Genomic DNA, 23,383 nt, shown 5'->3' on the forward strand with positions numbered 1-23,383 from the left:
GCACGTGCGGGTGTCTTTGCCGCCGCCGGGGGTTGAAACCGGTCCGGAAAGTGGTAAACCACGCGAGGGGGACATCCGCCGGGCCGGGCACGTACCGGGGCACGTGACGACGGGTGCGCCGCGACGCGGGAGACGCGGATCGGGGGATCTGCCATGGATGCTGGGCCGGCCGAACGGGCCGGGTACGGAGCGGGGGCCGGGGTGCGTGGCCCCGGGGGCGGGGCGGGTGGCCCGGGAAGCGGTGCGGGTGGCCCGGGAATTGGGGTGCGTGGCCGACGCGTGCCGTGGCGGGACGTCCTGCTCGCCGCGCTCGCGTGCGTCGGCTGGGCGGTCGTCGGGATGGCGGGCACCGCCGCGCTCGGACTGCATCTGCTGGAGGCGGACTCGACGGCCTCGCTGGGGCCGATGACCGCGGCGGTGGTGGCGCTCGGCGCGGGCGGATCGGTCGAACCCGCCGGTGACGTCTCGGTGTTCGGGCTGAAGGGGACCGAGGCGACGACCGCGCTGCAGATCACGCCGCTGGGTGTCGGGCTGGTCGGCGCGCTGCTGCTGTCCTGGTTCTTCCTGCGGTCCCTGCGCGCGGCGGGAGTTGTGCCGACGCCGGGTGAACTCCTCGCGCGGGCCGGGGCGGTGGTCGTGCTGTTCGTGGCGGTGCTGGGCGGACTGGCCTGGGCGGGACACGATGTCGTCACCATCGACGGGGGCGCGCTGGGGCTCGACTCACTGCCGGGCATGGGGACGGGGTCGGGCGGTTCGGGGGCCGGTGGTCCGGAGATACCCGGACTGGGTGGCCTGGGGGATCTCGGGGACCTGGGCGACCTGGGGGATCTCGGTGGGCTGTTGCCGGACCGGATCGGCGACCTCGTGCGTGCCAGGGCCGCGGTCGGGTTCACCGTCGACACGGGGCCCACGCTGCTGGGCGGTGCCGTGTGGGCGGCCGGGGTGCTGCTGATCGCGCTGCTCGCCTCCCGCCGGACCCCGCTGCCGTACGGCTGGGACGTCGTGCACCGGGTGGTGCGGCCGGCCGTGTCCGCGCTGGTGACGGTGGTGCTGACGGCGGTGGCGGCGGGCCTCGCGGCGGCGGCGTACGCGGCGGTCGGCGACCCGCACCCGAGGCGGATCGCGGGCGCGGCACTGCTGGGCGCGCCCAACGGGGTGTGGATGGGTGTGCCGATCGGTCTGTTCGTCCCGTGGGACGGCAGGGCCACGGGGGCGCTCGCGCAGCTCCTGCCCGACCCCGTGAACCGTCTGCTGAGCACGGGGTCCGCCGAGCCCGTCACCCTGCGGCGGCTGGCCGAACTGGACGGGCGGGTGTGGCTGTTGGGGGTGGCGGCGGCGCTGATGATGCTGCTGGCCGGGGTGTTGACGGCGGTACGGACACCACCTTCGACGGCGTACGCCGTGCCGTCGGCCGGGGTGGCGGGTACGACGGCTGGGGGAGGGGGCGCTGCCGGGCGCGGCCCGGGGGTGGGTGGTCCTGGCGTACGAGAGCCGGGTCCGTTCGGCTTCGCGTGGCGCTGCGCGCTGCGGCTGGGGGCCGTGACGGCGCTGGCACTGCCCTTGCTGGCCCGGCTGACGGACGTGTCGGTGGACGCCTCGCTGTCGGTGCTCGGCTTCGACACGTTCGGGGCGGGGATGGTGCTGCACGGACACCTCGGTACGGCACTGCTGCTGGGCGCGGCGTGGGGCGCGGGGGCGGGGGCGGCGGGCGCGCTGCTGGCGTGGGGGTTCGGGGCGGCGGGGCGGGGAGCTGTGCCGGGGGGTGCGCCGCCGGGTGCCGCGCTGTCCGAGGAGGGCGCGCCGTCCGAGCGGGGCGCGCTGTTGCGCGGGGCCGTGCCGCCGGGCGGAACCGTGCGGCTGCGCGGGGCCACCGGCCCCCATCGGCCGGCCGTGTCCCCCTGGGCGCCGGACCCCGACACCGGCGCCGGCCCGTATGCGCGGAAGCCGGACGGCGAGGGCGGTGTGCCGGAACCGGAGGACGCACGGCCGCCCGGGTTCGAGGGACCGGCGCCGGGTGTGCACGGGGCGCCCACGGTCGTGGGGCCCCTGGCACCCCCTCCCCCGGCCCGGCCACCGGGGCCGAGGGTGCCCCCGCGGCCGACGGTGCCGCCCCGGCCCGTCGCGCCCCCACCGCCGCCGGGACGCCCTCCGGGGGCGCGCCCGGGGGCACCGCCGGAACCGCCGCCGGAACCGCCCCGCGGACGGCGGACCGAGCGGGGGTGAGAACGTTCGCCTGTGATCCACGGCCGGTTCAGCGGGCCGTCGCCCACTGTTCCGTGTCCGTCAGGCGGACCGCGCGGGCGCGGGGCACTGCGTGCCGGATACGGTGGAAACACCATGAGCGCATCGCACACCACCGACACGCCCACTCTCCTTGTCAAGATCTTCGGCAAGGACCGCCCCGGCATGACGGCCGGGCTGTTCGACACCCTCGCCGCCTACTCCGTCGACGTGGTCGACATCGAGCAGGTCGTCACCCGTGGCCGCATGGTGCTCTGCGCGCTCGTGACGCAGCCCACCGCCGGGACAGAGGGTGATCTGCGGGCCACCGTCCACAGCTGGGCGGAGTCGATGAAGATGCAGGCGGAGATCATCTCCGGCACGGGCGACAACCGTCCGCGCGGCTCGGGGCGCTCCCTGGTCACGGTGCTCGGCCATCCGCTCACCGCGGAGGCCACGGCGGCGATCGCCGCGTGGATCTCCGGGACGGGCGGCAACATCGACCGCATCTTCCGGCTCGCCAAGTACCCCGTGACGGCGGTGGAGTTCGCCGTCTCCGGCGTCGAGACCGAGCCCCTGCGGACCGCGCTGGCGACCGGGGCCGCGGCACTCGGTGTCGATGTCGCCGTCGTCTCGGCCGGGCTGCACCGGCGGGCGCAGCGGCTGGTGGTCATGGACGTGGACTCCACGCTCATCCAGGACGAGGTCATCGAGCTCTTCGCCGCGCACGCGGGGTGCGAGGCCGAGGTCGCCGAGGTCACCGCCGCCGCGATGCGGGGCGAGCTCGACTTCGCGCAGTCGCTGCACGCGCGGGTCGCGCTGCTGAAGGGGCTCGACGCGTCCGTGGTGGACAAGGTGCGCAGCGAGGTGCGGCTCACCCCGGGGGCGCGCACGCTGATCCGTACGCTGAAGCGGCTCGGCTACCAGGTCGGGGTCGTCTCCGGCGGCTTCACCCAGGTCACCGACGATCTGCGGGAGCGGCTCGGACTGGACTTCGCCCAGGCCAACACCCTGGAGATCGTCGACGGCCATCTGACCGGGCGGGTCACCGGGGAGATAGTCGACCGGGCGGGCAAGGCGCGGCTGCTGCGCCGGTTCGCCGCGGAGGCGGGGGTGCCGCTGTCGCAGACGGTGGCGATCGGCGACGGTGCGAATGATCTGGACATGTTGAACGCGGCGGGGCTGGGCGTGGCGTTCAACGCGAAGCCGGTGGTGCGGGAGGCCGCGCACGCGGCGGTGAACTTCCCCTTCCTGGACACGGTGCTGTATCTGCTGGGGGTCACCCGGGAAGAGGTCGAGGCGGCGGACACGCAGGACGACTCCCTGTAACCGCGGGCGCCTGCTCGCCGGGGCGGGGCCCTGGCACCGGGGTAGGGCCCTGGTCCCCCTGTGGGAGGGCCAGGGACGCGACGGCGGAGGTGGTTACTCCGTGGGGGCCCAGTAGTCGTCGAGCGCGGCCGCGCCGGGTTCCAGGGTCTTCCAGGGGCCGTCGAAGGTGAGGACGGCGAACGCGGCGGCGGGGAAGCCACGGCGGGTCATGCGGTCGCGGGCCCCGGGGTCGGACCGGCCCGAGAGGACCTCGGCGGCGCCCTGGACGCCGGGGTTGTGGCCGATGAGGACGAGGTTGCGGACGTCGTCGGGGGTTTCGTTGAGCACGGCGATCAGTTCGCCGGGCGAGGCATCGTAGACCCGCTCCTCGTAGACGGTTTTCGGCCGGTGCGGCAGCTCGTGCACGGCGAGCTTCCAGGTCTCCCGGGTCCGGGTCGAGGTGGAGCAGAGGGCCAGGTCGAAGGCGATGCCCGAGTCGGCCAGCCGGCGGCCGGCGACGGGGGCGTCCTTGCGTCCCCGGTCGGCGAGCGGGCGCTCGTGGTCGGCGACCTGGGGCCAGTCGGCCTTCGCATGGCGGAGGAGGACGATCCTGCGGGGTTCTGCGACGCTCATGTGTCCCAGCTTCGCACGAAACAGGCCGGTGGGCTCAGGGAGTTGGCCGAGCCGCCTACGCGTGGTGGATCAGCTGCGCCGCGTGTTCGACGACGTGGGTGAGCCCGGTGTCCGCACCGGCCGTGCCCGCGTGGGCGGGGTTGAGTATGAGGGTCAGCAGCGTGAGGAAGGCCAGGATCGGCAGGGCCAGCGCCCACCAGGGGAGCCGGATGTCGACACCACCCGTGGACGCCGGGTGGGGCGGGGTGTGCGCGGGGGCCGGCATGACGCCTCCAGGGTCTCCGTGTCGTCGTGGCCGCGGTGCGCGGTCACGATTCGAAGGTACGGAGTCGGAGGGGCCGGGCCCATCCGGTGATCCACCCACTTGACCCTGACACTCGCCCCCTAGGGGACAGGGGGGCCAGCCCCACCCCGCGAGGTGGGGTCAGGGCGCGGCGATCGTCGCGATGACGGCGATGACCACGAGGATGGCGAGGAACGCGCCGAAGACGAGCAGCATCTTCTTCTGGCCGTTCTGCGGATTCGGTTCGAGGACGGGCATGGGGACAAGTCTCGCACTTCCCTCGCGCCCGCCCTCGTGCGGGGGCGTCGGCCGTGCCCGTCCCCGCGCGGCAGCGCGACGGCCACCCCGCGTCGGCCGTGCCCGCCCTGGCGCCGGAGCCCCAGCCGTGCCGTGCCGTCCTGGCGCAAGGCCGCGTCAGCGTGCCGCCGCCTCGTCCTCCACCGTGCGGTTGCGGCCGGCCAGGATGCCGACGAGGATCTGCGGGACCATCAGGACGGCCATCAGCGCCAAGGGCTGCCCCCAGCCGCCGGAGTGCTGGTAGAGGACGCCGACCAGGAGCGGCCCGGGGATCGAGATGAGGTACCCGGTGCTCTGCGCGAAGGCGGACAGCTGGGCCACGCCCGCGCCGGTGCGGGCCCGCATGCCGACCATGGTCAGCGCGAGCGGGAACGCGCAGTTGGAGATGCCGAGCAGGAACGCCCAGGCCCAGGCACCGCCCGCGGGGGCGAGGTAGAGCCCCGCGTACCCGGCGAGGCCGCAGACGCCGAGGACGACGGCGATGGGCCCCTGGTGGAGCAGCCGGGTGGCCACCCGGGGGATGACGAAGGCGAGCGGGACGCCCATCACCATGGTGAGGGCGAGCAGCAGTCCCGCCGTGCCGGCGGAGAGGCCGGCGTCGCGGTAGATCTGCGCCATCCAGCCCATGGTGATGTAGGCGGCGGTCGACTGGAGCCCGAAGAAGACGGCCAGTGCCCAGGCGATGCGGCTGCGGGTGATGCGCAGGCCGCTCCCCCCGATGCGGGGCGCGGCGGGGGCGGGCTCGGCCGGTTCGGCGCTGCGGGCGCGCAGCAACACCAGCCAGGGCACGACGGCGACCGCGGCGAGCGCGGCCCACACGGCGAGCCCGGAGTGCCAGTCGCCGCCCAGGGCGTCGGTCACGGGGACGGTGACGGCGGCGGCGAGGGAGGTGCCGAGCGCGAGGGCCATCGAGTACAGGCCGGTCATGGGGCCGACCCGGTCGGGGAACCAGCGCTTGACGAGGACCGGCATCAGGACGTTGCTGACGGCGATGCCCATGAGGGCGAGGGCGGTGGCGGCCAGGAAGCCCACCGTGTTCCCCGCGTAGGGCCGGATGAGCAGTCCGGCGGTGATCGCGACCATGCCGGTGCAGACCACGGCGGAGAGCCCGAAGCGGCGGGCCAGCCGGGGTGCCATGACGCCGAAGACGGCGAAGCACAGGGAGGGCACCGAGGTCAGCAGTCCCGCGACGCTGCCGCTCATGCCGAGGCCGTCGCGGACCTCCTCCAGGAGGGCGCCGAGGCTGGTGACGGCGGGGCGGAGGTTGAGGGCGGCCAGGACGATGCCCACGGGGAGGAGCCGCATCACCCACGCGCGCGTGGAGGACGTTTTCGGGTCGGCCGGGTTGCCGCCGGCCGCCGCGGTCGCGCCGCCGCCGGCCGCGGAGTCGGTCTCCGTGCCGGGTATGGAGCGGGGGGTCGTCGTGCGGATGTTGTCGCTGGCCATGTCACCCATCATAGAATCATGGGATGATTGGTTGTCCACTCTTGTCCCGGGCCCCCGGGGTGACCAGGCGCCCGCCCGGAGGTCTGCCATGCCACTGAGTCATCCCCGCCGTTCGGCGCTGTCCGAGCAGGTCATCGCGGCGCTGCGGGCGCAGATCACCTCGGGCGAGTGGCCGGTGGGCTCCCGCATCCCGACCGAGCCGGAGCTGGTCGAGCAGCTCGGTGTCGCGCGCAACACGGTGCGGGAGGCCGTACGCGCGCTCGCGCACAACGGGCTGCTGGACATCCGCCAGGGCTCGGGCACGTATGTCGTGGCCACCAGCGAGCTGGCGGGGGTGATGCACCGCCGGTTCGCCGGTGCGGACGCCGGTCACATCGCGGAGCTGCGCTCGGCGCTGGAGTCGGCGGCGGCCCGGCTGGCCGCCGAGCGGCGCACGGAGCGCGATCTGAAGCAGTTGGAGACGCTGCTGGTGCGCCGGGAGGAGGCGTGGCGGTCCGGGGACCCGGAGGCGTTCGTGGCGGCCGACGCGACGTTCCACCTGGGGGTCGTGGCCGCGTCCGGCAACGAGGTCATGACGGCGATGTACGCGGACCTCAGCGAGGTGCTGCGGGACTGGCTGCGCGGCGACGTGGGCACCGAGCTCACCCCGGAGACGTACATGGACCACGACACGCTGCTCGACGCGCTGCGGGACGGGGACGCGGCGGCCGCGGCGGACGCGGCGGCGAGCTACCCGGTGATGTGCCGCCCGGGGCGGGCCACGCCGCCGTCCGCCGGCTGACGCGCGGGCACCGGACGCACGCACACCCCGCGCGCGGATGCCCCGCCCCCCGGAGCCGGCAGGGGGCGGGGCATCCGCGCGTACGGAGCGGGCGGCTCAGGCGCCGATCGCGTGCAGACCGCCGTCGACGTGGACGATCTCGCCGGTGGTCTTCGGGAACCAGTCGCTCAGCAGGGCGACGATGCCCTTGCCGGCCGGCTCCGGGTCCTTGAGGTCCCACTCCAGCGGGGAGCGGCTGTCCCAGACGGCGGCCAGGTCGCTGAAGCCCGGGATGGACTTGGCGGCCATGGAGCCGATCGGGCCGGCGGAGACCAGGTTGCAGCGGATGTTCTGCTTGCCCAGGTCGCGCGCCAGGTAGCGGCTGGTGGCCTCCAGGGCGGCCTTGGCCGGGCCCATCCAGTCGTACTGCGGCCAGGCGTACTGCGCGTCGAAGGTGAGGCCGACGACGGAGCCGCCGTTCTGCATCAGCGGCAGGCAGGCCATGGTCAGCGACTTCAGGGAGTACGCCGAGACGTGCATGGCGGTGGCGACGGACTCGAACGGGGTGTTGAGGAAGTTGCCGCCGAGGGCGTCCTGCGGGGCGAACCCGATGGAGTGCACGACGCCGTCCAGGCCGCCCAGCTCCTCGCCGACGATGTCGGCGAGCCGGCCGAGGTGCTCGTCGTTGGTGACGTCGAGCTCGACGACCTTGGTGGGCTTCGGCAGCTTCTTGGCGATGCGCTCGGTCAGCGTGGGGCGCGGGAACGCGGTCAGGATGATCTCCGCACCCTGCTCCTGGGCCAGCTTGGCGGCGTGGAAGGCGATGGAGGACTCCATCAGCACACCGGTGATCAGGACGCGCTTGCCCTCGAGAATTCCGCTCATGGTGATCAGTGACCCATTCCCAGTCCGCCGTCAACGGGGATGACGGCTCCAGTGATGTACGAGGCGTCGTCCGAGGCGAGGAAGCGCACCGTCGCGGCGATCTCCTCCGTCCGCGCGTACCGGCCGAGCGGCACCTGCGCGAGGATCTTCGCCTGCTGGTCCTCGGTGAGCTCCCGGGTCATGTCGGTGTCGACGAAACCGGGCGCGACGACGTTGAAGGTGATGTTGCGCGAGCCCAGCTCACGGGCGAGGGAGCGCGCGAAGCCGACCATCGCGGCCTTGGAGGCGGCGTAGTTCGCCTGCCCCGCGGAGCCGAGCAGGCCGACGACGGAGGAGATCAGGACGACCCGCCCCTTCTTGGCCCGCAGCATGCCGCGGTTGGCGCGCTTGACGACCCGGAAGGTGCCGGTGAGGTTGGTGTCGACGACGGACGTGAAGTCCTCCTCCGACATCCGCATCAGCAGCTGGTCCTTGTTGACGCCGGCGTTGGCGATCAAAACCTCGACGGGACCGTGCGTCTCCTCGATCTCCTTGTAGGCCTGCTCCACCTGCTCGGGGTCGGTGATGTCGCACTTGACGGCCAGGAACCCCTGGGGCGGCTCACCCGAGCGGTACGTGATCGCGACCTTGTCGCCGGCGTCGGCGAAAGCGCGGGCGATGGCGAGGCCGATGCCCCGGTTGCCTCCGGTGACGAGAACCGAGCGGCTCAACGGATCACCCTTTCGATAGCGGTCTGCAGCCCCTGCGAGACAGGCGCCTTCACCAGGAAACCTATCGGTCCGCCCGCTTCCGGAGGCAATCGGGCACCGACAGTGGCGCGGGGCACGTCCTGTCGGATCCCTACAGAACGCCCCACCGACGGGGCTCCGGGACGCGAGCGCCAAGGGGACCTGCCCGCGCGCCTGGACGGGCGTCGAAAGGTGTGGTCCGGGGACCCGCCGACAGGACATCATCGGAGCGGACAGACCCACGACAGCAGGGAGACCTCCGTGCCGCATACCATCGACGAAGCCTTCACGGCGCTGCCTCTGAGGGCCCTCGCCGACGCCGCGCTCGCGCGGGCGCGGGCGCTCGGGGCCGAGCACGCGGACTTCCGGTTCGAACGGGTGCGCAACGCGGCCTGGCGGATGCGGGACGCCCGGCCCGCCGGGGCCTCGGACACCACCGACCTCGGGTACGCGGTCCGGGTGGTGCACGGCGGGACCTGGGGGTTCGCCTCCGGGGTGGACCTGACCATGGACGCCGCCGCGAAGGTCGCCTCGCAGGCCGTGGCCATGGCGAAGCTGTCGGCGCGGGTGATCGCGGCCGCCGGGTCGGACGAGCGCGTGGAGCTGGCCGCCGAGCCCGTGCACGCCGAGCGGACGTGGGTGTCGTCGTACGAGATCGACCCCTTCTCCGTGCCGGACGAGGAGAAGGCGGGACTGCTCGCCGAGTGGAGCGCGCGGCTGCTCGCGGCCGAGGGCGTCAGCCACGTGGACGCCTCGCTGCTCACCGTGCACGAGAACAAGTTCTACGCCGACACCGCCGGGACCGTGACCACCCAGCAGCGGGTGCGGTTGCACCCGCAGTTCACCGCCGTCGCCGTCGACGAGTCGACCGGCGAGTTCGACTCGATGCGCACCCTGGCGCCCCCGGTGGGACGCGGCTGGGAGTACCTGACGGGCACCGGCTGGGACTGGGAGAGTGAGCTGGCCGAGATTCCGGAGCTGCTCGCCGAGAAGATGCGGGCGCCGAGCGTCGAGGGCGGGGTGTACGACCTCGTCGTCGACCCGTCGAACCTGTGGCTGACCATCCACGAGTCGATCGGGCACGCCACCGAACTCGACCGCGCGCTGGGCTACGAGGCCGCCTACGCCGGCACCTCCTTCGCCACCTTCGACCGGCTCGGCAAGCTCAGGTACGGCTCGGAGCTGATGAACGTCACCGGCGACCGCACCGCCGAGCACGGACTCGCCACGATCGGGTACGACGACGAGGGCGTCGAGGCGCAGTCCTGGGACCTGGTGAAGGACGGCACCCTGGTCGGCTACCAGCTCGACCGGCGGATCGCGAAGCTGACCGGCTTCGCGCGGTCGAACGGGTGCGCGTACGCCGACTCCCCCGGCCATGTGCCCGTGCAGCGCATGGCCAACGTGTCGCTGCGGCCTGACCCCGCCGGGATGTCGACGGAGGACCTGATCGGGGGCGTGGACCGCGGGATCTACGTGGTCGGCGACCGGTCCTGGTCGATCGACATGCAGCGGTACAACTTCCAGTTCACCGGGCAGCGGTTCTTCCGGATCGAGAACGGGCGGATCACCGGGCAGCTGCGGGACGTCGCCTACCAGGCGACGACCACCGACTTCTGGGGCTCCATGGCGGCCGTCGGCGGGCCGTCCACCTATGTGCTCGGCGGCGCGTTCAACTGCGGCAAGGCCCAGCCGGGTCAGGTCGCCTCGGTGTCGCACGGCTGCCCGTCCGCCCTCTTCCGGGGCGTCAACATCTTGAACACCACGCAGGAGGCCGGTCGATGAGCGCCCGCACCAACAAGCCGCACGAGATCGTCGAGCGGGCCCTGGAGCTGTCCCGGGCGGACGGCTGTGTCGTCGTCGCCGACGAGCACTCCACCGCCAATCTGCGCTGGGCGGGCAACGCGCTGACCACCAACGGCGTCACACGCGGGCGCACGGTCACCGTCGTCGCCGTCGTCGACGGCAAGGAGGGCACGGCGTCCGGCGTGGTCTCCCGCTCCGCGGTGACCGCGGACGAGCTGGAGCCGCTGGTACGGGCCGCCGAGGCCGCCGCCCGCGGCGCCGGCCCGGCCGAGGACGCGCAGCCACTGGTCGCCGACGTGCCGGCCTCGCCCGACTTCACCGAGGCGCCCGCCGAGACCTCCTCGGCCGTCTTCGACGGCTTCGCGCCCGCCCTGGGCGACGCGTTCGCCCGCGCCCGGGCCGGCGGCCGCGAGCTGTACGGCTTCGCCAACCACGAGCTGGTCTCCAGCTACCTGGGCAGCTCGACCGGGCTGCGGCTGCGGCACGACCAGCCCACCGGGACCCTGGAGCTCAACGCCAAGTCACCGGACCGTACGCGCTCGGCGTGGGCCGGCCGCGCCACCCGGGACTTCACCGACGTGGACCCGGCGGCGCTCGACGCGGAGCTCGCCGTACGCCTGGGCTGGGCGGAGCGGCGGGTGGAGCTGCCCGCGGGCCGCTACGAGACACTGCTGCCGCCGACGGCCGTGGCGGACCTGCTGATCTACCAGCTGTGGTCGGCGGCGGCCCGGGACGCCGCCGAGGGCCGTACGGTCTTCAGCCGGACCAGCGGCGGCACCCGTGTCGGCGAGAAGCTCGCGGAGCTGCCGCTGACGCTGCGCAGCGACCCGCACGAGCCGGGTCTGGAGTGCGCCCCGTTCGTCCTCGCCCACTCCTCGGGGGACGACCGCTCGGTGTTCGACAACGGGCTGCCGCTGACCGCCACCGAGTGGCTCTCCGACGGCGCGCTGAAGCACCTGACGACCACCCGGCACAGCGCCGGGCTGACCGGGCTGCCGGTCACCCCGGCGATCGGGAACCTGATCCTGGACGGGGGCGCCGACCGCTCCCTGGAGGAGATGGTCGCGGACACCGGGCGCGGGTTGCTGCTCACCTGCCTGTGGTACATCCGCGAGGTGGACCCGGCGACGCTGCTGCTGACCGGGCTGACCCGGGACGGCGTCTACCTGGTCGAGAACGGCGAGGTCACCGGCGAGGTCAACAACTTCCGGTTCAACGAGTCGCCGGTGGACCTGCTGGGCCGGGCGACCGAGGCGGGGCGCACGGAGAAGACGCTGCCGCGGGAGTGGAGCGACTGGTTCACCAGGGCCGCGATGCCTCCGCTGCGGGTGCCGGACTTCAATATGAGCTCTGTCAGTCAGGGCGTATAACCTCGTAGCCGAACTCTCACCCATCAGCACCACCGCATCACCGAGGAGACGCGAGAACCGTGACGGACATCGTCGACGAGCTGAAGTGGCGTGGGCTGTTCGCCCAGTCCACTGACGAGGACGCTTTGCGCAAGGCGCTCGCGGACGGTCCCGTCACGTTCTATTGCGGCTTCGACCCGACCGCCCCGTCCCTCCACGTGGGACACCTGGTCCAGGTGCTCACCGTGCGCCGGCTCCAGCAGGCCGGGCACCGGCCGCTGGCGCTGGTGGGCGGGGCCACGGGCCAGATCGGCGACCCGCGGCCGACGGCGGAGCGCACGCTGAACTCACCGGAGACCGTCGCGGGCTGGGTCGAGCGGCTGCGTGGCCAGATCGAGCCGTTCCTGTCCTTCGAGGGCGAGAACGCGGCCGTCATGGTCAACAACCTGGACTGGACCGCCGGGCTGTCCGCGATCGAGTTCCTGCGGGACATCGGCAAGCACTTCCGCGTCAACAAGATGCTGACCAAGGACTCCGTCGCCCGGCGCCTGGAGTCCTCCGAGGGCATCAGCTACACCGAGTTCAGCTACCAGCTCCTCCAGGCGATGGACTTCCTGGAGCTGTACCGGCGCTACGGCTGCACGATGCAGCAGGGCGGCAGCGACCAGTGGGGCAACCTCACGGCCGGCCTCGACCTGCTGCACCGGCTGGAGCCGGACGCCGGGGTCCACGCCTACGCCACACCGCTGATGACCAAGGCGGACGGCACCAAGTTCGGCAAGACCGAGGGTGGCGCGGTCTGGCTGGACCCGGAGATGACGACGCCGTACGCGTTCTACCAGTTCTGGCTGAACGTGGACGACCGGGACATCTCGGGCTACATGCGGATCCTGTCCTTCAAGTCCCGCGAGGAGCTGGAGGAACTGGAGCGGGGGACCGAGGAGCGGCCGCAGGCGCGGGCGGCGCAGCGGGCGCTGGCCGAGGAGCTGACGGCGCTGGTGCACGGCCCGGAGCAGGCGGCCGCGGTGATCGCCGCGTCGAAGGCGCTGTTCGGGCAGGGCGAGCTGGGCGGTCTCGACGAGGCCACGCTGGCGGCGGCCCTCTCCGAGCTGCCGCATGTGAAGGTCGCCGAACTCGCCCCGGTCGTGGATCTGTTCGCGGAGGTCGGGCTCGTCGCCAGCAAGTCCGCCGCGCGGCGCACGGTGAAGGAGGGCGGCGCGTACGTGAACAACGCCAAGGTCACGGCGGAGGACGCGGTCCCCGCCCCGGAGGACCTGCTGCACGGCCGGTGGCTGGTGCTGCGGCGCGGGAAGCGCAACCTGGCGGCGGTGGAGTTCACGGCCGGAGTCTGACGGTCCCGGAGTCCACTGCCGGGGCCCGACGCCTCCGTAGACCGGCCGCCGGCCGGCCTGGGCGGAGTGAGCGGCGTGGGCGGAGTTCAGATCCGCTCGCGCTGCCCGCGCCTGCCCCGCATGGCCATGTAGAGCATCTCGCCGAAGAAGACGAGGACGACCGCCGCGGCGAGCTGGAGGAAGTGGCGGCCCCAGTCGATGCCGCGGGTCGAGCCGATGCCGATGCCCCGGGCGATCGCGTTGCCGACGATGCCGCCGATGATGCCCATGACGGTCGTCAGCCAGAGCGGGCTGTGCTGCTTGCCCGGAAGGATCAGCTTGGCGAGCAGTCCGAGCACGAATCCGACGATGATCGCCCACAACCAGCCCATGATGTCCTCCTTGTACGGCCCGCCCCGAGCGGTACGACCAGGTTGGGGTGGTCCCCCGGACGGTGCACGCGGGGCGGGGCCGACCGTGTGACGGCTCCGCGACGGGACTCCCCCACCCGGCCCGGCCTGCGCCGACCCCCTCTCGTGGCCTGGGCGGACGGGGCGTACCGTTGAAACGTTCGGCGCGGGGCCCGACCGGGTGCGCACCGGTACGGGCCGGGCGGGCAGTGGGGCAGGCGGGCGGTGGAAGTGATGGCGAAGCAGAACGGCAGCGGCAACGGCAATGCCCAGGTGTTCCGGATCACCGGCGCCCGGCAGGGTCTGGCCGACGATGTGCGCGGGCGGCAGCGGCGGTACGTCATCTCCATGGGGCTGCGCACCGTCGCGGTGATCCTCGCCGCCTGTCTGTGGAACGTGGAGCGGTACGTCGCGATCGTCGCCCTGGTGCTCGGCGCGGTGCTGCCCTACGTCGCCGTGGTGATCGCCAACGCGGGCCGGGAAAACGCTCCGGGGCTGCCGTCCACGTTCGTGCGGATGCCGACGCGTCCGATGATCCCGCCGCCGGCCGCCGACCGTGCCACGGGTTCGGGCGCCGACGATCCGCTGCCCGGAGCGGCCGCGGGACCGCGCGGCGAGTCGCGCGAACGGGCCTGACCACGGCGGATCCGCGGAACCGGAACCACCCCTTGCGCGGCCCCCGCGGGGGAGCCGAAGAATCCTCAGATCAATCGTGCTGTTCCGGTGCCGGGCGACGGGCTACCCGTGACATACTTCGTACGCGCTCCGCATCCCCCGTCGGAGCGACAGACCGACGCCGGGCAGCTCCCCCCGTGGCTGCTCGGCGTCGCCTTGTGACCGGCCGGTATTGTCGCGGTGTGATGGTCCCCGATGATCCCGCCACCCCGATCTGCTCCGCCAAGGGCTGCCGTGCCGCCGCCGTATGGGTCCTGGCCTGGAACAACCCCAAGCTGCACACGCCCGAGCGCCGCAAGACCTGGCTGGCCTGCGACGAGCACCGGGAGCATCTGTCCCAGTTCCTGGGCGTGCGCGGATTCCTGAAGGACGTCGTACGGCTGGAGGAGTGGGAACCGGCCGACGAGGCCCCGCATCCCGGCGGACCGGCCGCCGGGCAGGGTGAGGGTTCAGCCGCCGATCGCTGACATCGGGCGGTCGGGCTGGAGGAACGTCGGGTCGTCCAGACCGGATCCGGCCTTCTTTCCCCACATCGCCACGCGCCAGATGCGGGCGATCTCCTCGTCGGGCGCGCCCGAGCGCAGCGCCTCGCGCAGGTCCGTCTCCTCCCGCGCGAACAGACACGTCCGTATCTGCCCGTCGGCAGTCAGCCGTGTGCGGTCGCAGGCGGCGCAGAACGGGCGGGTGACGGAGGCGATCACGCCCACGCGGTGCGGGCCGCCGTCCACGATCCACCGCTCGGCGGGGGCGGCGCCGCGTTCCTCCGCGCCCTCCGGGGTCAGCGTGAAGCGGGTGCGCAGCGCGGTGAGGATGTCCCCGGCGGTGACCATGCCCTCGCGCTTCCAGCCGTGCTGGGCGTCGAGCGGCATCTGTTCGATGAAGCGCAGCTCGTAGTCGTGCTCCACGGCCCAGGCGAGGAGGTCGGGGGCCTCGTCCTCGTTGAGGCCGGGCATCAGGACGGTGTTGACCTTGACGGGGGTCAGTCCGGCGGCGCGGGCGGCCTCGAGCCCTTCGAGGACGTCCTTGTGGCGGTCCCGCCGGGTGAGGGTCTTGAAGACCTCGGGGCGCAGCGTGTCCAGCGAGACGTTGACCCGGTCCAGGCCCGCCGCCTTCAGGGCCGTCGCGGTGCGCTTGAGGCCGATGCCGTTGGTGGTGAGGGACATCCGGGGGCGCGATTCCAGGGCCGCGACCCGCTCGACGATGCCGACGAGCCCGGGGCGCAGCAGCGGCTCGCCGCCGGTGAAGCGGACCTCGGTGATGCCGAGGGTGCCGGTCGCGATGTCGATCAGGCGGACGATCTCGTCGTCCGTGAGCAGGTCCGGCTTGGCCAGCCACTGCAAACCCTCCTCGGGCATGCAGTAGGTGCACCGCAGGTTGCAGCGGTCGGTCAGCGAGACGCGCAGGTCGGTGGCCACCCGGCCGTAGGTGTCGATGAGCACGTGGGCCCCCTCCCTCGGGACACTGCGTAATTCTTCCCGGCAACTGCGAGCCTACGTGACGCCACCGACAACGGCCGAGGCGTTCTTGCCACGGATCCCGTACGTCCCTCGTGCCCCCGCACACGCCGGGGCCGCGCCGTGCGGTGCACGACGCGGCCCCGGCGGGGTCGACCAGGTGCTCAGTGCGCCCCCGTGCCCGTCAGGGAGCGCACCTCCAGCTCCGCGTACTTGCCCTCGTCCGGCTTCTCCTTCGACAGCAGCGTGCCGATCACGCCCAGCAGGAAGCCCACCGGGATGGAGATGAGCCCCGGGTTCTCCAGCGGGAACCAGTGGAAGTCGACGTCCGGGAACATCGACGACGGCTTGCCGGAGACGACCGGCGAGAACAGCACGAGTCCGACCGCGGTGACCAGGCCGCCGTAGATCGACCACAGCGCCCCGGAGGTGGTGAACCGCTTCCAGAACAGGCTGTAGAGGATGGTCGGCAGGTTGGCGGAGGCGGCGACCGCGAACGCGAGTGCGACGAGTCCGGCCACGTTGAGGTCGCGGGCGAGGGCGCCCAGCACGATGGAGACGGCACCGATGCCGACGGTCGCCCAGCGGGCCGCGCGCAGTTCCTCCTTCTCGCCCGCCTTCCCCTTCTTGATGACGTTGGCGTAGATGTCGTGCGCGAACGACGAGGAGGAGGCCAGGGTGAGCCCCGCGACGACCGCGAGGATCGTGGCGAAGGCGACCGCGGAGATGGAGGCGAGCAGGATCGCGCCCCAGTTGGAGTCGACGCCGCCCAGATGGAGGGCGAGGAGTGGTGCCGCGGTGTTGCCCGCCTTGTTGGAGGCGATGATCTCGTCCGGTTTGATCAGCGCGGCGGCGCCGAAGCCGAGGGCGAGGGTCATCAGGTAGAAGGCGCCGATGAGGCCGATCGCCCAGTTGACGGACTTCCGGGCGGTCTTGGCGGTGGGCACCGTGTAGAAGCGGATCAGGATGTGCGGCAGTCCGGCGGTGCCGAGGACCAGGGCGACGCCCAGGGAGATGAAGTCCAGCTTGGTGGTGCCGGTGGCGCCGTACTTCAGTCCGGGTTCGAGGAAGGCGGAGCCCTTGCCGCTGTTCTCGGCGGCCTTGCCGAGCAGGTCGGAGATGTTGAAGTCGAACTTCAGCAGCACCAGGAAGGTCAGCAGGATGGCGCCGATGATCAGCAGCACGGCCTTGACCATCTGCACCCAGGTGGTGCCCTTCATGCCGCCGATGGTGACGTACACGATCATCAGGACGCCGACCAGGGCGACGATGGCGATCTTGCCGCCGTCGCTGGTGATGCCGAGCAGCAGCGAGACGAGGACACCGGCGCCGGCCATCTGCGCCAGCAGGTAGAAGATCGACACGACGATCGTGGAGGTGCCCGCGGCGGTGCGCACCGGGCGCTGCCGCATGCGGTACGCCAGCACGTCGCCCATGGTGTAGCGGCCGGAGTTGCGCAGTGGTTCGGCGACCAGGAGGAGGGCGACGAGCCAGGCGACCAGGAAGCCGATGGAGTACAGGAAGCCGTCGTAGCCGGCCAGGGCGATGGCGCCGGCGATGCCGAGGAAGGACGCGGCGGACATGTAGTCGCCGGAGACGGCGAGGCCGTTCTGGAAGCCGCTGAACTGGCGGCCGCCGGCGTAGAAGTCGGCGGCGTCCTTCGTCTGCCGGCCCGCCCAGACGGTGATGACGAGCGTGGCGGCGACGAACACCGCGAACAGGGTGATGATCAGCGTCCGGTGCTCACTGGCCTCGCCGGCGGCGAGCAGGGTGTGCGCTGCGGGGTGTGCGGGGCTCATGCGCCGCCCTCCATCCGGGCCTTGATGGCGTCCGCCTTCGGGTCGAGCTTGGCGGCGGCGTGCCGCGAGTACCACCAGGCGATGAGGAACGTGGTGAGGAACTGGGCGAGGCCGAGCACCAGGGCGACGTTGATGTTGCCGAAGAGCTTGGTGCCCATGAAGTCGCCCGCGTAGTTGGACAGCAGGACGTAGAGCAGGTACCAGGCGGCGAAGGCGATGGTCAGCGGGAAGGCGAACGACCGGTGGGCGCGGCGCAGTTCACCGAACTCGGCGCTCTGCTGCACCGCGGTGAACTCCTCGGTCGACGGGAGCCGGGGTTCGGCCTTCGAAGGGGGAGGTGCGTCGGTGGCCACGAAGTCTCCTCGCGTTGCTGGTGCGTACGGGTGGTGACGACGGTGAACGAGGAGGGTGTGTTTCCGGTCACTCTCCCGTTCCCTGCACAAGGTCACGGACCGGCCGGCGGACCGGTTCAACATCCGCGGCGGCTTTCCGGGGACGTTTTCGCCACCCGCTTCGGCATCCCGCCGAGACGCCATCGATCCGGGTGATTTTGCGAACTCATTGCTGGCCAGCGAGGTCGCGGGATAGCGTCACCCTGCACCACCCGTCATGTACCTGCCCGGGCCGTCACCCGCGTCCCGGGCTTTCACGCTTACGGATGATGTGGAGATCCCATGCCTCGTCTGCGCTCGCGCCGCGTCATGGCCCTTCCGCTCGGAATGGCCATGGCCTCCGCCCTCGCCTTCCTGCCGAACACCGGCGCCTTCGCCGCCGAGGGGACGCCGGGGGCCGCCACGGCCGACGGCACCCCGCTCAGCTACGTCGTCAACGTCACCCCGGGGCACGGCAGTTCGGCCCGGGTGCAGCGGGCCATCAGCAGGGCCGGCGGCACGGTCGTCACCTCGTACGACAAGATAGGCGTCATCGTCGTCCACTCCTCGAACGCCGACTTCGCGAGAACCGTCCGCCGGGTGCCCGGCGTCCAGTCGGCCGGTGCGACCCGTACCGCCCCGCTGCCCGCGCAGTCCACCACCGACGTCGGCACCCCCAAGGCGCTCTCGGCGCAGGAGGTGGCGGGGGCCGAGGCCGTCGACGGCCAGGACCCGCTGGAGCCGCTGCAGTGGGACCTGCCCGCCATCAAGGCGGACAAGGCGCACGAGAAGACGCTCGGCAGCCGCAGGGTGACGGTCGCCGTCATCGACACCGGCGTCGACGACACCCACCCGGACATCGCGCCCAACTTCGACCGCGAGGCCTCCGCCAACTGCGTCTCCGGCAAGGCGAACACGGCCGACGGCGCGTGGCGGCCCACCGCCGAGGAGAGCCCGCACGGCACGCACGTGGCGGGTGAGATCGCGGGGGCCAAGAACGGCGTCGGCATCACCGGTGTCGCCCCGGGCGTGAAGGTGGCCGGCATCAAGGTCGCCACGACGGCCGGTTTCTTCTACACCGAGGCCGTCGTCTGCGGCTTCATGTGGGCCGCGGACCACGGCGTCGACGTCACCAACAACAGCTATTACACCGACCCCTGGTACTTCAACTGCACCGACGACCCGGACCAGAAGGCGCTCGTCACCGCCCTGACCCGGGCCACCCGGTACGCGGAGCACAAGGGCACGGTCAACGTCGCCGCCGCCGGCAACGAGAACTACGACCTGGCCGCGGACGAGATCACCGACCCCTCCTCCCCCAACGACACCACCCCCGGGGACCGGGTGATCGACACCTCCAAGTGCTACGACATCCCGACCCAGCTGCCGGGCGTCGTCACCGTCGCCGCGACCGGCGCCAAGGGCATCAAGTCGTCGTTCTCCAACTACGGCCTGGGCCAGATCGACGTCGCCGCGCCCGGCGGTGACTCGACGGCCTACCAGACCCCGGCACCGCCCGCCACCAGCGGCCTGATCCTCGGCCCGCTGCCGGGCGGTGGCTGGGGCTACATGGCCGGTACGTCGATGGCGAGCCCGCACGTCGCCGGTGTGGCCGCGCTCATCAAGTCGACGCACCCGCACGCCCCCGCCTCGCTGGTGAAGGCCCTGCTCTACGCCGAGGCCGACGCCACGCCGTGCACCAAGCCGTACGACATCGACTCGGACGGCAAGGTCGACGCGGTGTGCGAGGGCTCGAAGAACCGCAACGGGTTCTACGGGTGGGGCACCGTGAACGCGCTCAAGGCGGTCACGCGGTAGTCCCGTTCGGCACGTGAGGGGCCGGGGCGCGCCGGTGGCGCACCCGGCCCCTCACGTGCGCCGCGCGCCCGCGCATACTGCGGTCATGACCGACATCGACATGGCGTGGGCGGCGCTGGGCGGGAACGCGTCGCTGGTCCCCCGGGTCTCGGCCGTCGTACGGGAGGGGGCGCTCACGGCACGGCTGCCCGTGCGGGAGCTCGCGCGGGCGTGCGTGGGGGCGTGCGCGCTGGCCGGCGCCGAGTGGGGAGCGCGGCGGGCCGGGCTCGTACAGGTGCCCGAGGTGCGGGTCGACGACGGGGCCGTCGCGACCGCCTTCCACAGCGAACGGCACCTGCGGGTCGAGGGGCGCGCACCGGAGACGTTCGCGCCGCTCTCGCGCTTCTGGCGCACCGCGGACGGCTGGGTGCGCACGCACGCCAACTACCCGCACCACCGGGCGCGCTTGCTCGGCGCGCTCCGACTGACGGCCGACGCCACCGTGGAGACGGTCGAGGCGGTACTCGCCGAACGCTCCGCCGCCGAGGTGGAGGAGACGGTGTACGCGGCCGGAGGGCTCGCGGTGGCGATGCGCACGCCCGAGGAGTGGGCGGCGCACGCGCAGGGCCGGGCGCTCGCCGCGCGCCCCTTGGTGGAGCGCGAGCGCCTGGACGACGCACCGGCGCGCACGCCCCCGCCGCTCACGGACGCGCCCCTGCTCCCGATGGCGGGGCTGCGCGTCCTGGACCTCACCCGGGTCGTCGCCGGACCCGTGGCGACCCGCACGCTCGCCCTGCTCGGCGCCGACGTACTGCGGATCGACAGCCCCGGGCTCCCCGAACTCCCGGACCAGCATCTCGACATGGACTTCGGCAAGCGCTCCGCGACGCTCGACCTGACGGCGCCCGGCGACCGCGAGGCGTTCGAGGAGCTGCTGACCGGCGCCGACGTGGTCGTGACGGGGTACCGGCCCGGCGCGCTCGACCGCTTCGGGCTCTCCGCCCGGGCGCTCGCCGAGCGGCGGCCGGGGCTGGTGGTGGCGCAGTTGTCGGCGTGGGGCGCGTACGGCCCCTGGGGCGGGCGGCGGGGCTTCGACAGCCTGGTGCAGGTCGCCACCGGCATCGCGGTGACCGAGGGGGCGCCTGACGGCAGGCCGGGGGTACTGCCGGCGCAGGCGCTGGACCACGGCACGGGCTATCTGCTGGCGGCGGCCGTCCTGCGCTCCCTCACCGAGCAGACGGAACGGGGCGGCTCCCGCGTCGTACGGCTCGCCCTCGCGCGGACGGCGGCGTGGCTGACGGGGGCGCGGGGCGACGGCGGGCGTCCCACGGAGGCGGCCACGGTGGTGCCCGGGGCGCCGTACGAGGACGCCTCGCCCTGGCTGGCGGAGGCGGACAGCGGGGCGGGCAGGCTGCGGTACGCCCTGTCGCCGGTCCGCTTCGCGGGCTCCCCGCCGACCTGGGAGCGGCCACCGGGGGCGTGGGGCGCCGACGCGGCCCGGTGGCGGTGAGGGGGCGTCAGCCCCCGTGCGGCGAGGTTGGTGACGGGGCCGTCAGGGCTGTCAGTGGGAGGCCGTATTCTCATTGACCATGCTCGAAGACCCTACGATCGCAGTGCCCCCGGCATCCTGGCCGGCCGCGTATCCGCAGGGGTACGCGGTCGTCGACGTGGAGACCACCGGTCTGGCCCGGGACGACCGCATCATCTCGGCGGCCGTCTACCGGCTGGACGCCCGCGGTGAGGTCGAGGACCACTGGTACACGACGGTCAACCCGGAGCGCGATCCCGGCCCCGTGTGGATACACGGTCTGACGAGCGAGGCGCTCGAAGGGGCGCCCCTGTTCCAGGAGGTGGCCGAGGAGTTCGCGGCCCGGCTGGCGGGCCGGGTGCTCGTCGCGCACAACGCGGTCTTCGACTGGTCGATGATCGCCCGGGAGTACGCGCGCGTGGGCCACGAGCCGCCGGTCCGTCAGCGGCTGTGCACCATCGCGCTCTCCAAGGCGCTCGCGCTGCCGCTGCCCAACCACAAGCTGGAGACGCTGGCCGCCCACTTCGGCGTCGTCCAGCAGCGGGCGCACCACGCGCTGGACGACGCGCGCGTGCTGGCCGAGGCGTTCCGGCCGAGCCTGCACGCGGCGGCGCGGGACAACGTCCGGCTGCCGCTCCTGGAGTGCCTGCCGCTCACCGAGTGGTCCGCGACGCCGCGCATCGGCCGCCAGGCCACGCCCGCCGGGGGCCACCGGCCCGGGAGTTGGCGCCAGTCCCGCAAGCTGCCGCCGTGCCCCTACCCCAACCCCGGCCGGTACGAGGAGGGCGGGCCGCTGAAGCAGGGGATGCGGGTGGCGTTCTCCGGGGACACCTCGGTCGACCGCGAGCTGCTGGAGGACCGCGCGGTCGACGCCGGACTGCACGTGGCGACGAGCCTGTCCCGGCTCACCAGCCTGCTCGTCACCAACGATCCCGACTCGGGCACCTCGAAGGTGCTCAAGGCCCGGCAGTTCGGCACGCCGGTGGTCGACGAGGCGGCCTTCGGCCAGCTCCTGCAGAACGTGGCACCGGCGACGGAGGCCGAAAGCACCAAGGGGAGCAAGCAGGCATAAGCCGCATACCGGACGTACGGGTGACGGTGCGGCGACGCGCCCGGCGGTCGCTCGCCCCGTGCGGGGCGGCACCGCACCCTGTCCCCCATGGCACGTTGCGAGGTCTGCGGAAACGACTACGGCATGACGTTCGAGGTGCACGCCCAGGGCGCGGTGCACGTCTTCGACTGCTTCTCCTGCGCGATCCACCGGATGGCCCCGATCTGCGAGCACTGCCGCGTGCAGATCATCGGCCAGGGCGTCGACGTGGACGGCCACTGGTACTGCGGGGCGCACTGCGCCCGCGCGGAGGGGAGGGCGGGCATCACCGACCGGGTCTGAGGCCGGGGGACCCCTACGCGTCGGGCGCCCGCGCGCAAGAGGTACCGTCATCGGGTGTACCGCTTCCTGTTGTCCCGGCAGTGGGTGATCCTCACCCTCATCGCACTCGTGCTCATCCCGACGATGATCGAGCTGGGCTTCTGGCAGCTGCACCGGCACGAGCACAAGGTGGCGCTGAACAAGGTGATAGGCGACTCGCTGGCCGCCAAGCCGGTGCCCGCCGAGTCGCTCACCTCCCCCGGCGGTCAGGTCAAGCACGTCGACCTGTACCGCAGGGTGACCGCCGAGGGCCACTTCGACACCGCGCACGAGGTCGTCGTCCGGCGCCGTACGAACACCGACGGCGAGGTCGGCTACCACGTGCTGACCCCGTTCGTCCTGGACGACGGCAAGGTGCTGCTGGTCAACCGGGGCTGGGTCCCGGCGGACGGCGCGCAGACCGAGTTCCCGAAGATCCCGGCGCCCGCGCGCGGTGAGATCACCGTCACCGGGCGGCTGATGCCGGACCAGACGACCGCCGACAGCGGCATCAAGAACGTCAAGGGCCTCCCCGACCGCCAGGTCATGCTGATCAACAGCAAGGAGGAGGCCGACCGGCTCGGCAAGCAGGTCCTCGGCGGCTATGTGGAGCTGACGGCGCCGGAGCCGAAGGGCGGCAGCCCGGAGCTGATCCCGGACCCCAACCACAGCGACATCGGCCCCCACATGGCGTACGCGGTCCAGTGGTGGCTGTTCTCGGCGGGCGTTCCGGTGGGCTGGGTCGTCCTGGCCCGGCGGGAGGCCCGCGACCGGGCGGGCGCGGAGCGCGAGGACGGCGAGAACGACGACACGGCGGAGTCACGGGAACCCGCCACGGCGTAAGGCCCGTCCCGGGGGCTTCCGGTGCCTCCGTGCGCCCCGGGCCTGCGTG

General features: G+C 72.8%; 23 protein-coding genes. 13 read left to right on the forward strand and 10 right to left on the reverse strand.

Going from position 1 to position 23,383, the window contains the following annotated elements; translation table 11 throughout:
* Positions 1 to 279 precede the first annotated feature (279 nt).
* Positions 280 to 2,223 carry a streptophobe family protein gene (locus tag OIE12_RS07310; RefSeq protein WP_443054026.1) on the forward strand — a complete coding sequence of 648 codons (1,944 nt, stop codon included), beginning with the start codon at positions 280 to 282 and terminating at the stop codon, positions 2,221 to 2,223.
* 114 nt (positions 2,224 to 2,337) lie between these two features.
* Positions 2,338 to 3,549: a phosphoserine phosphatase SerB gene (gene serB / locus OIE12_RS07315; protein WP_329132948.1), complete on the forward strand. Its 1,212-nt coding sequence runs from the start codon at positions 2,338 to 2,340 to the stop codon at positions 3,547 to 3,549.
* A 93-nt stretch (positions 3,550 to 3,642) separates the two neighbouring features.
* On the opposite strand, the gene OIE12_RS07320 is transcribed toward serB, so the two are convergent.
* The 4 genes from OIE12_RS07320 to OIE12_RS07335 form a co-directional block, all read right to left on the reverse strand.
* The gene (locus OIE12_RS07320) at positions 3,643 to 4,161 is read right to left on the reverse strand and encodes a SixA phosphatase family protein (protein WP_329132950.1); all 519 of its coding nucleotides are present in this window, start codon (positions 4,159 to 4,161) and stop codon (positions 3,643 to 3,645) included.
* Between the two features lie 55 nt (positions 4,162 to 4,216).
* Positions 4,217 to 4,426 (reverse strand): hypothetical protein, encoded by a 210-nt coding sequence (locus OIE12_RS07325; protein WP_329132952.1) that lies wholly within the window; start codon positions 4,424 to 4,426, stop codon positions 4,217 to 4,219.
* A 159-nt stretch (positions 4,427 to 4,585) separates the two neighbouring features.
* On the reverse strand, positions 4,586 to 4,702 hold the full coding sequence (locus OIE12_RS07330) for an SGM_5486 family transporter-associated protein (RefSeq protein ID WP_106969796.1): 117 nt from the start codon (positions 4,700 to 4,702) through the stop codon (positions 4,586 to 4,588).
* Between the two features lie 156 nt (positions 4,703 to 4,858).
* Positions 4,859 to 6,187, reverse strand: coding sequence for a CynX/NimT family MFS transporter (locus OIE12_RS07335; protein WP_329132955.1), 1,329 nt, complete (start codon positions 6,185 to 6,187; stop codon positions 4,859 to 4,861).
* A gap of 88 nt (positions 6,188 to 6,275) precedes the next feature.
* Here OIE12_RS07335 and OIE12_RS07340 point away from each other — a divergent pair, with 88 nt between their 5' ends.
* Positions 6,276 to 6,968 (forward strand): FadR/GntR family transcriptional regulator, encoded by a 693-nt coding sequence (locus OIE12_RS07340; protein ID WP_329132957.1) that lies wholly within the window; start codon positions 6,276 to 6,278, stop codon positions 6,966 to 6,968.
* A gap of 96 nt (positions 6,969 to 7,064) precedes the next feature.
* On the opposite strand, the gene fabI is transcribed toward OIE12_RS07340, so the two are convergent.
* Both fabI and fabG read right to left on the reverse strand, forming a co-directional pair.
* Entirely contained in the window at positions 7,065 to 7,832 is a 768-nt protein-coding gene (gene fabI, locus OIE12_RS07345; RefSeq protein ID WP_030378939.1) for an enoyl-ACP reductase FabI, read from the reverse strand.
* Positions 7,833 to 7,837: 5 nt separating this feature from the next.
* Entirely contained in the window at positions 7,838 to 8,542 is a 705-nt protein-coding gene (gene fabG, locus OIE12_RS07350; protein WP_030378940.1) for a 3-oxoacyl-[acyl-carrier-protein] reductase, read from the reverse strand.
* Between the two features lie 279 nt (positions 8,543 to 8,821).
* Between fabG and OIE12_RS07355 the strand changes: the two genes are divergently transcribed.
* From OIE12_RS07355 to tyrS, 3 genes are read left to right on the forward strand one after another with little or no spacing between them, the layout of a single operon-like run.
* Entirely contained in the window at positions 8,822 to 10,345 is a 1,524-nt protein-coding gene (locus OIE12_RS07355; RefSeq protein ID WP_329132962.1) for a TldD/PmbA family protein, read from the forward strand.
* Positions 10,342 to 11,736 (forward strand): metallopeptidase TldD-related protein, encoded by a 1,395-nt coding sequence (locus OIE12_RS07360; protein ID WP_329132964.1) that lies wholly within the window; start codon positions 10,342 to 10,344, stop codon positions 11,734 to 11,736. The genes OIE12_RS07355 and OIE12_RS07360 overlap by 4 nt, the downstream gene beginning before the upstream one ends.
* A 59-nt stretch (positions 11,737 to 11,795) precedes the next feature.
* Entirely contained in the window at positions 11,796 to 13,067 is a 1,272-nt protein-coding gene (gene tyrS, locus OIE12_RS07365; protein ID WP_329132966.1) for a tyrosine--tRNA ligase, read from the forward strand.
* Positions 13,068 to 13,153: 86 nt separating this feature from the next.
* Here the strand turns inward: tyrS and OIE12_RS07370 are convergent, their stop codons facing one another.
* The gene (locus tag OIE12_RS07370; RefSeq protein WP_329132968.1) at positions 13,154 to 13,438 is read right to left on the reverse strand and encodes a GlsB/YeaQ/YmgE family stress response membrane protein; all 285 of its coding nucleotides are present in this window, start codon (positions 13,436 to 13,438) and stop codon (positions 13,154 to 13,156) included.
* Between the two features lie 252 nt (positions 13,439 to 13,690).
* On the opposite strand from OIE12_RS07370, the gene OIE12_RS07375 reads away from it, so the two are divergent.
* Entirely contained in the window at positions 13,691 to 14,092 is a 402-nt protein-coding gene (locus OIE12_RS07375) for a DUF3099 domain-containing protein (RefSeq protein WP_329132970.1), read from the forward strand.
* Positions 14,093 to 14,316: 224 nt separating this feature from the next.
* Positions 14,317 to 14,598, forward strand: coding sequence for a hypothetical protein (locus OIE12_RS07380; RefSeq protein WP_329141758.1), 282 nt, complete (start codon positions 14,317 to 14,319; stop codon positions 14,596 to 14,598).
* On the opposite strand, the gene moaA is transcribed toward OIE12_RS07380, so the two are convergent.
* The 3 genes from moaA to OIE12_RS07395 form a co-directional block, all read right to left on the reverse strand.
* Positions 14,581 to 15,570 (reverse strand): GTP 3',8-cyclase MoaA, encoded by a 990-nt coding sequence (moaA, locus tag OIE12_RS07385; protein ID WP_329132972.1) that lies wholly within the window; start codon positions 15,568 to 15,570, stop codon positions 14,581 to 14,583. The two genes, OIE12_RS07380 and moaA, sit on opposite strands and share 18 nt — an antisense overlap.
* Positions 15,571 to 15,749: 179 nt before the next feature.
* Positions 15,750 to 17,384, reverse strand: a complete 1,635-nt coding sequence (locus tag OIE12_RS07390) for a solute symporter family protein (RefSeq protein ID WP_329132974.1) — start codon at positions 17,382 to 17,384, stop codon at positions 15,750 to 15,752.
* Positions 17,381 to 17,737, reverse strand: coding sequence for a DUF485 domain-containing protein (locus OIE12_RS07395; protein ID WP_030378950.1), 357 nt, complete (start codon positions 17,735 to 17,737; stop codon positions 17,381 to 17,383). The genes OIE12_RS07390 and OIE12_RS07395 overlap by 4 nt, the downstream gene beginning before the upstream one ends.
* Positions 17,738 to 18,058: 321 nt before the next feature.
* Here OIE12_RS07395 and OIE12_RS07400 point away from each other — a divergent pair, with 321 nt between their 5' ends.
* The 5 genes from OIE12_RS07400 to OIE12_RS07420 all read left to right on the forward strand — a co-directional run bounded on the left by OIE12_RS07400 (position 18,059) and on the right by OIE12_RS07420 (position 23,334).
* The gene (locus OIE12_RS07400; RefSeq protein ID WP_329132975.1) at positions 18,059 to 19,573 is read left to right on the forward strand and encodes a S8 family peptidase; all 1,515 of its coding nucleotides are present in this window, start codon (positions 18,059 to 18,061) and stop codon (positions 19,571 to 19,573) included.
* An 85-nt stretch (positions 19,574 to 19,658) separates the two neighbouring features.
* Entirely contained in the window at positions 19,659 to 21,062 is a 1,404-nt protein-coding gene (locus OIE12_RS07405; protein ID WP_329132977.1) for a CoA transferase, read from the forward strand.
* Positions 21,063 to 21,141: 79 nt separating this feature from the next.
* The gene (locus OIE12_RS07410; protein ID WP_329132979.1) at positions 21,142 to 22,152 is read left to right on the forward strand and encodes a DEDDh family exonuclease; all 1,011 of its coding nucleotides are present in this window, start codon (positions 21,142 to 21,144) and stop codon (positions 22,150 to 22,152) included.
* A gap of 87 nt (positions 22,153 to 22,239) precedes the next feature.
* Positions 22,240 to 22,473, forward strand: a complete 234-nt coding sequence (locus tag OIE12_RS07415) for a hypothetical protein (protein ID WP_329132981.1) — start codon at positions 22,240 to 22,242, stop codon at positions 22,471 to 22,473.
* Positions 22,474 to 22,527: 54 nt separating this feature from the next.
* Complete coding sequence (locus OIE12_RS07420) at positions 22,528 to 23,334, forward strand: SURF1 family cytochrome oxidase biogenesis protein (RefSeq protein ID WP_329132983.1); 807 nt, start codon at positions 22,528 to 22,530, stop codon at positions 23,332 to 23,334.
* Positions 23,335 to 23,383 lie beyond the last annotated feature (49 nt).

The organism is Streptomyces sp. NBC_00670 (assembly GCF_036226765.1).
GTDB lineage: Bacteria > Actinomycetota > Actinomycetes > Streptomycetales > Streptomycetaceae > Streptomyces.

Bases quoted from the DNA above. Each gene is read 5' to 3' on its own strand.
- serB (WP_329132948.1), top strand. From the start codon at position 2,338: ATGAGCGCATCGCACACCACCGACACGCCCACTCTCCTTGTCAAGATC.
- OIE12_RS07320 (WP_329132950.1), bottom strand. From the start codon at position 4,161: ATGAGCGTCGCAGAACCCCGCAGGATCGTCCTCCTCCGCCATGCGAAG.
- OIE12_RS07325 (WP_329132952.1), bottom strand. From the start codon at position 4,426: ATGCCGGCCCCCGCGCACACCCCGCCCCACCCGGCGTCCACGGGTGGT.
- OIE12_RS07330 (WP_106969796.1), bottom strand. From the start codon at position 4,702: ATGCCCGTCCTCGAACCGAATCCGCAGAACGGCCAGAAGAAGATGCTG.
- OIE12_RS07335 (WP_329132955.1), bottom strand. From the start codon at position 6,187: ATGGCCAGCGACAACATCCGCACGACGACCCCCCGCTCCATACCCGGC.
- OIE12_RS07340 (WP_329132957.1), top strand. From the start codon at position 6,276: ATGCCACTGAGTCATCCCCGCCGTTCGGCGCTGTCCGAGCAGGTCATC.
- fabI (WP_030378939.1), bottom strand. From the start codon at position 7,832: ATGAGCGGAATTCTCGAGGGCAAGCGCGTCCTGATCACCGGTGTGCTG.
- OIE12_RS07360 (WP_329132964.1), top strand. From the start codon at position 10,342: ATGAGCGCCCGCACCAACAAGCCGCACGAGATCGTCGAGCGGGCCCTG.
- OIE12_RS07370 (WP_329132968.1), bottom strand. From the start codon at position 13,438: ATGGGCTGGTTGTGGGCGATCATCGTCGGATTCGTGCTCGGACTGCTC.
- OIE12_RS07375 (WP_329132970.1), top strand. From the start codon at position 13,691: ATGGCGAAGCAGAACGGCAGCGGCAACGGCAATGCCCAGGTGTTCCGG.
- OIE12_RS07380 (WP_329141758.1), top strand. From the start codon at position 14,317: ATGGTCCCCGATGATCCCGCCACCCCGATCTGCTCCGCCAAGGGCTGC.
- OIE12_RS07390 (WP_329132974.1), bottom strand. From the start codon at position 17,384: ATGAGCCCCGCACACCCCGCAGCGCACACCCTGCTCGCCGCCGGCGAG.
- OIE12_RS07400 (WP_329132975.1), top strand. From the start codon at position 18,059: ATGCCTCGTCTGCGCTCGCGCCGCGTCATGGCCCTTCCGCTCGGAATG.
- OIE12_RS07405 (WP_329132977.1), top strand. From the start codon at position 19,659: ATGACCGACATCGACATGGCGTGGGCGGCGCTGGGCGGGAACGCGTCG.
- OIE12_RS07410 (WP_329132979.1), top strand. From the start codon at position 21,142: ATGCTCGAAGACCCTACGATCGCAGTGCCCCCGGCATCCTGGCCGGCC.
- OIE12_RS07415 (WP_329132981.1), top strand. From the start codon at position 22,240: ATGGCACGTTGCGAGGTCTGCGGAAACGACTACGGCATGACGTTCGAG.